The 6,075-nt window shown below is 61.2% G+C and carries 6 protein-coding genes and 1 pseudogene; all 7 read left to right on the top strand.

Annotated features, from left to right (window positions below; translation table 11 throughout):
- Nucleotides 1–283, top strand: a pseudogene (locus Q0G18_RS04230) (methionine--tRNA ligase); the annotation flags it as partial.
- A 314-nt stretch (nucleotides 284–597) separates the two neighbouring features.
- Nucleotides 598–1,338, top strand: a complete 741-nt coding sequence (rpsB, locus tag Q0G18_RS04225) for a 30S ribosomal protein S2 (protein ID WP_296060830.1) — start codon at nucleotides 598–600, stop codon at nucleotides 1,336–1,338.
- A gap of 84 nt (nucleotides 1,339–1,422) precedes the next feature.
- The gene (gene tsf, locus Q0G18_RS04220) at nucleotides 1,423–2,283 is read left to right on the top strand and encodes a translation elongation factor Ts (RefSeq protein ID WP_296060832.1); all 861 of its coding nucleotides are present in this window, start codon (nucleotides 1,423–1,425) and stop codon (nucleotides 2,281–2,283) included.
- 186 nt (nucleotides 2,284–2,469) lie between these two features.
- Nucleotides 2,470–3,750 (top strand): UDP-N-acetylglucosamine 1-carboxyvinyltransferase, encoded by a 1,281-nt coding sequence (murA, locus tag Q0G18_RS04215; RefSeq protein ID WP_297149809.1) that lies wholly within the window; start codon nucleotides 2,470–2,472, stop codon nucleotides 3,748–3,750.
- Nucleotides 3,751–3,762: 12 nt separating this feature from the next.
- Nucleotides 3,763–5,265, top strand: coding sequence for an LCP family protein (locus Q0G18_RS04210; protein WP_297149806.1), 1,503 nt, complete (start codon nucleotides 3,763–3,765; stop codon nucleotides 5,263–5,265).
- 108 nt (nucleotides 5,266–5,373) lie between these two features.
- Nucleotides 5,374–5,613: a NifU family protein gene (locus tag Q0G18_RS04205; protein ID WP_158049420.1), complete on the top strand. Its 240-nt coding sequence runs from the start codon at nucleotides 5,374–5,376 to the stop codon at nucleotides 5,611–5,613.
- A 133-nt stretch (nucleotides 5,614–5,746) separates the two neighbouring features.
- Complete coding sequence (locus Q0G18_RS04200; protein ID WP_297149803.1) at nucleotides 5,747–6,037, top strand: hypothetical protein; 291 nt, start codon at nucleotides 5,747–5,749, stop codon at nucleotides 6,035–6,037.
- The last annotated feature ends 38 nt before the right edge of the window (nucleotides 6,038–6,075 follow it).

Below are 6,075 nucleotides of genomic sequence, written 5' to 3'. Positions count from 1 at the left end.
ATCCGGCGACGACGATGCGCGCCGGCAGGTGCTTGCGGACTCGTTCTATCTTTTGCGCATCTGCACGCTGCTCATGCACCCGATTGTTCCGTTCGGTTGCGAGAAGATCTGCATGCAGATGAACTTTGACGCCGACGAGTTTTTCAGCTGGAACTATGACTTCGGGGGAATGGGCGAGCTGTGCGGCGCCGCCGAGCTCGACGAGGGGGCACATCGTGTCCGCGAGCTTCCGCCGCGGTTCGACTTCTTCGAGAAGCGCGAAAGCCAGATCAAGAAGAAGTAGCAGGTGTCTGCGCGATTGTGGCCGTGTGTTTTGATGCGGGTGGGAAAGCGTGCCTTTCCGCCCGCATTTTCTTTTGAGCTGAGCATTCTGCGGCAATTGCAACTAAGCGCAGCATCTTCGGTTCCGCCGTCCCGTTTCTCTTCCTCGAAAAGAAAACTCTTATTTGCTCTTGCAGACGCATATGAAAGAGCGTTATAATTTAACGGTTTCTATATTACACATGCTTGCGCGACCCACGCCGCCAGTGGCCAACCGAAAAAGGCTGCGGTAGTTGGGGATGACCGCAGGCAGAGGATTAACGAATGGAGAAGAACATGACGAAAGTCAGCATTCAGTCGCTGCTCGATGCAGGCGCGCACTTCGGTCATCAGACCCGCCGCTGGAACCCCAAGATGAAGCCTTACATCTTCGGCCATCGCGGTGACATCTACATCATCGACCTCAAGCAGACCCTCATCGGTCTCGACCAGGCCTACACCTTCGCTTCCGAAACCGCCAAGAAGGGCGGCACCGTGCTGTTCGTCGGCACCAAGAAGCAGGCTCAGGAGCCCATCGCCGACGCTGCGAACCGCTGCGGCATGCCGTATGTGAACGCCCGTTGGCTCGGTGGCATGCTCACCAACTTCCAGACCATCCGCTCCCGCGTTGCCCGCATGGAGGAGCTCGAGGCCATGGATACCGACGGCCGCATGGCATCGCTTCCCAAGAAGGAGCAGATCCTGCTGCACAAGGAGCTCGCTAAGCTGCAGGCCAACCTCAACGGCATCCGCAACATGAAGCGCACTCCCGACGCCGTCTTCGTGATCGACACCAACCGCGAGGGCATCGCTATCCACGAGTGCAAGCGTCTTGGCATCCCCGTCATCGGCACGCTCGACACCAACTGCGATCCGGACGACGTCGAGTTCGGCATCCCGGCCAACGACGACGCCATCCGCTCCGTGCGCCTGCTCGCCGACTTCGTGGCTGACGCCGTCATCGCTGGCACGGGTGCTCCTGTGACCGCTGCCGAGATGGAGGCCGCTCCCGCTGAGGAAGCTCCTGCTGCTGAATAGCACGAACGTTTAGCTCCAGCCGCGCGCTCGTTAGAGGGCGCGCGGTCTTTTCATTCATCTTTCACTTGAGAGAAAGGAACATCCGTGGCTGCAATTACCGCTGCAATGGTCAAAGAGCTCCGCGAAATGACCGACGCCGGCATGATGGAGTGCAAGAAGGCGCTCGTCGAGGCCGATGGCGATATGGACAAGGCCGTTGACGTTCTTCGTACCCGTGGTCTGGCCGCTGCTGCCAAGAAGGTCGGCCGTGCCACCAACGAGGGCACCGTTATGGCCATCGTTTCTGACGACGCAACCAAGGGCGCTGTCGTCGAGCTCAACTGCGAGACCGACTTCGTCGGCATGAACGAGAAGTTCAAGGGCTACGCTGAGAAGATTGCCCGTGCCGCTATGGCTGCCAACGTCGAGGACGTTGAGGCTTTGAAGGCTGTCGACGCCGAGGGCGAGACCGTCGAAGACGTGCTCACCGACGCTATCCACACGCTCGGCGAGAACATGAACCTCGCTCGCGCTGCCGTTGTCGAGGCAGGCGGCGTCGCCTCCTACATCCATGGTGGCGGCAAGATCGGCGTTCTCGTGACGTTCGACGTCGAGGGCATCGACCCCGCTTCCGACGAGTTCCAGCACTGCGGCCGCGACGTCGCTATGCAGGTTGCTGCCGCTTCCCCGGTTTCCGCAACCCGTGAGTCCGTCCCTGCCGAGGTCGTCGCGCACGAGATGGAGATCTACAAGGCTCAGGCTGCCGAGTCCGGCAAGCCCGAGAACATCCAGGAGAAGATCGCCACTGGCCGTCTTGAGAAGTTCTACAAGGAGAGCTGCCTCACCGAGCAGGCTTTCGTCAAGAACCCGGACCAGAGCGTCACCGACTACGTCAACGAGGTCGCCAAGAAGCTCGGTGGCACCATCAAGGTGACCGGCTTCAAGCGCTTCATGCTCGGCGAATAGTCGACACGCTTTTTCCTGGCGCATCGGTGGGTTTTCGCCCCTGCGCTGCAACCAAACGCTTTACTTGTGAAGGCTCGCTCTGTGCGGGCCTTCGCTTTTTATAATGGATGGACTGGAATGTTGATATTGCACGGCTCGGCCCCCGGGGGCCGCCTTTCCGTGCATCGTGATAGAAGGTGTCCTTTCATGGAAGAGGAAATCATCGTTTCGGGCAACGGGGTGCTCGAGGGGGAAGTCCGCGTGTCCGGCGCGAAGAACTCGGCGTTGAAACTTATCGCCGCAGCGATTCTCGGACGGGGCAAGACGGTGCTCCACAATGTGCCGCGCATCTCCGATATCGAGATCATGTCCGAAGTCCTTGCTCATCTCGGTGCCGATGTCGAACGCGGCGCCGACCATTCGCTGTCCGTCGACACGTCCACTGTCGATAAATACGAGGCTCCTTACAAACTCGTCTCGAAGATGCGCGCGAGCATTTCCGTCCTTGGACCGCTCATCGGGCGCTTCGGTGAAGCCCGTGTCGCTATGCCGGGCGGCTGCCAGATCGGCGCGCGCAAGATTGACATGCACCTCGTCGGGCTCGAGGCGTTAGGCGTCCACTTCGACAACGCCCACGGCGTCCTTCATGCGACGACGCCGAACGGCCTGCATGGCGCCCACGTGATGCTCGAGTTCCCGAGCGTCGGCGCAACGGAGAACACGCTCATGGCTGCCGTGGTGGCGAACGGGACGACGTTCATCGAGAACGCGGCGCGCGAGCCCGAGATCGTCGACTTGGCGAACATGCTCTTGAGCATGGGCGCCCATATCGAGGGTGCAGGCAGTTCCACCATCGAGGTACACGGTGTCTCCCTCGATGATTTGGGGCCGTGCGAGCATACCGTGGTGGGTGACCGCATCGAGGCGGGAACGTTCCTTGTCGGAGGCGCGCTTACCGGCGGTCCGGTCACGGTCAGGGGAATTGACCCTTCGTTTCTGCGCATGGCGCTCATGAAGCTCGAGGCCATGGGGTGCGAAATCACCACTGGCGAAGATTTCATCACCGTCTCGCGCACCGAACCCCTTCGCGCGGTCGACATCCAAACGCTTCCGCATCCTGGGTTCCCGACCGATCTGCAAGCGCAGTTTATGTTGCTGGCGTCGCTCGCCGAGGGGCCTTCAGTCATCACGGAGAACGTTTTCGAGAACCGTTTCATGTTCGCCGCCGAGCTCTCGCGCATGGGCGCCGACATCACCATCGAGGATCATCATGCGCTCGTCCGTGGGGTCGAGCTTCTGCAGGGCGCGCCTGTAAAAGCGACTGACCTTCGCGCGGGAGCCGCCCTGGTGCTCGCCGGCATCGTCGCCGAAGGCGAGACACGCGTCAGCCATATCTACCACATCGACCGAGGGTACGAGGACTACGTCGGCAAGCTGCGTGGGCTTGGCGCTGAGGTGTCCAGGCTCGACGTCGACGAGAGCATCTAGGCGCCCATCGCGATGTTCGGCAAGAAGAAGGGCTTTAGCGCCTCGCAATCGAAACATACCTCCCGCAAAATGACGTCCCACACCATCGGCACGCATGTGGCGAAGGGCGGCACGCCGCGCCATTCGCGCGGGATGAACGCCTCGTCGGTCGGGTTCTCAAGCGATCGAAAGAAGCGTCGTGCCGCGCGCGGCATCGTCGATCATGTGACCCCCCAGACCGCTTCAGGCGAGAACTATCGCGCCTATTCCCGCCGCGTGAGCAAGCGCGGCTATATCCAGAGCGCCCAGCGCAAAAGCGGGATGCGACGCGCCGCTGTGGGCGTCATCTCAGTGATTGTCATCATCGCGGTCGCGGTTGGCGTCGGCGTCACCGTCTTTTTCAACGCATCGAACTCGAAGCTGTCGCTTGAGCATTCGAATGCGAGCAGCGCGCTTACTGCCGCTAAGAAAGGGTCGCCCTACTACGTTCTCGCCGCGGCGAACCTTGGCTCTCCCAAGGGAGGCTCCGATGCGTCGTGCGAGACCTACATGCTTGCACGCGTGGACGAGTCTGCGCGGACGCTCACGCTCGTCTCCATTCCCGGCAACCTTGCCGTGAGCCTTTCGGACGGCAAAACTCATCCGCTCTACGACGCCTATGGGATAGGCGGCGACGAGGCGCTCGTGAAGGCTGTCTCGTCCTTTGCGGGAGTGAGCATATCCCATCTCGTGAAGACGAACGAGGAGGGCATCCGCTCGCTCGTCGATTTGGTGGGCGGCATCGGCATGACGCTCCCTGAATCCGTTGACGACCCCTATGCGGGCAGTATCTACCTTGAGGCGGGGGAGCAGGTCCTCGATGCCGAAAGCTCGCTTGTCGCACTTCGCGCAAGCAATTATGCGAAGGCGTCCGAGACGCAGGCTTCGGTGCGCACGTCCTTCGCCTACGCGATGGCGCTGCGCCTGCTCGAGGCGGGCGGGCTCGACTTCGCCACCGAGCTCGACGGAATTGCGGGCAACGTGCGGACCGATCTGTCGTCTTCGCAGGTGATCGATTTGGCGAATGCGTTTCGCCCCTTAGGTGAGGCGACGGTGTACACGGCATATGTGCCGGGTAGCGAAAGCGAGCAGGACGGCGCGAGCCTGTTCAAGGCTTCCGATTCTCAATGGAAGACGGTTATGGAAAGCGTTGATGCCGGAGCCGATCCGAACGCCGTCGAAGAGGCGGAGACAGTGAGCGATCCCACTGGCATCAAGGTCGAGATCCGCAACGGCGGCGGCGTCACCGGCGTCGGGGCGAAGATGGGCGAGATTCTCGGCAACGCGGGATTCACCATCGGGACCATCGGCAACGTCACCGATGCCGGCACCTACAACGAGACGCTCGTGATCTATCGCGACGAGGTGTACAAGGCGGCGGCGAACACCATCGTGAAGACGATCGACGGCGGGCGCGTCGTCAACGGCGGCGACTACTACACCTTCGACGCGAACGTCCTTGTGGTGATCGGCAAGGACTGGCAGCCGATTCAGTAGCGACAAGTTGCACCGACCTTGCGCTTCGCGTGCGCGCGGCGTTGGGGCGGCGGCTTGTGGTACTATAGCGAATTAAGAGAAACATCCAGTACTCGAGAAGGAGCAATGATGGTTGAGAAGACCGATGTGGCCGCGGTTTTGGAGCTTATCCGACCGAGCCTTCAGGCGGACGGCGGCGACGTGAAGCTGATCGACGTCAGCGAAGACGGCATCGTCACGGTTGAGCTTCAGGGCGCTTGCAAGGGCTGCCCGATGTCGGAGATGACGCTTGCCAACGGCGTCGAGCGCATCTTGAAGGAGCGCGTGCCGGGCGTCGAGCGCGTCGTGCCGTACCACGAGGGATACTAGTCGATTACTTGTGAGGTGCGAGAAGGGCGGGGTATCCCGCCCTTCTCTTTATTTCAGGCAAGCTGTTCAGGGCAGAGGTCGCGCGTCCTATCGCGCGGTTGCCGGGACGGTAGCGCCGATGAAGGAGGAGAAGGTGTCTCATTGCTGGGAGATGCGGGGTTGCAATGACGAGATGCAGGAACGCTGCCCTCACAACACGCCGGGCGAGCCGTGCCCTGCCGACTGCCATTACGCTGCATGCCATCGTCCGACGCACGAGGTCTGCGATGATTTCGATTTGCTGCTCAATCCTGATTTGGGCTACGACGCGGCGGTGAAGGAAGTGTGCCATTTCTGCACGTTCTTCCTGACGCACGGCCCGAGCATCGAGGAGTGCCCGCGCCAGGAGCACAAGCTCGGCGCGCGCAATCGATTCATCCTGTAGGACGCCTTGCGCCCAAACACTGCTACAATGAGATAAAC

This window comes from uncultured Ellagibacter sp. (genome assembly GCF_934636505.1).
Classification (GTDB): domain Bacteria; phylum Actinomycetota; class Coriobacteriia; order Coriobacteriales; family Eggerthellaceae; genus Ellagibacter.
Note: the sequence above shows the minus strand (reverse complement) of the source record. Positions and strands in the feature narration are given on the sequence as shown.

Bases quoted from the DNA above. Each gene is read 5' to 3' on its own strand.
- rpsB (WP_296060830.1), top strand. From the start codon at position 598: ATGACGAAAGTCAGCATTCAGTCGCTGCTCGATGCAGGCGCGCACTTC.
- murA (WP_297149809.1), top strand. From the start codon at position 2,470: ATGGAAGAGGAAATCATCGTTTCGGGCAACGGGGTGCTCGAGGGGGAA.
- Q0G18_RS04210 (WP_297149806.1), top strand. From the start codon at position 3,763: ATGTTCGGCAAGAAGAAGGGCTTTAGCGCCTCGCAATCGAAACATACC.
- Q0G18_RS04205 (WP_158049420.1), top strand. From the start codon at position 5,374: ATGGTTGAGAAGACCGATGTGGCCGCGGTTTTGGAGCTTATCCGACCG.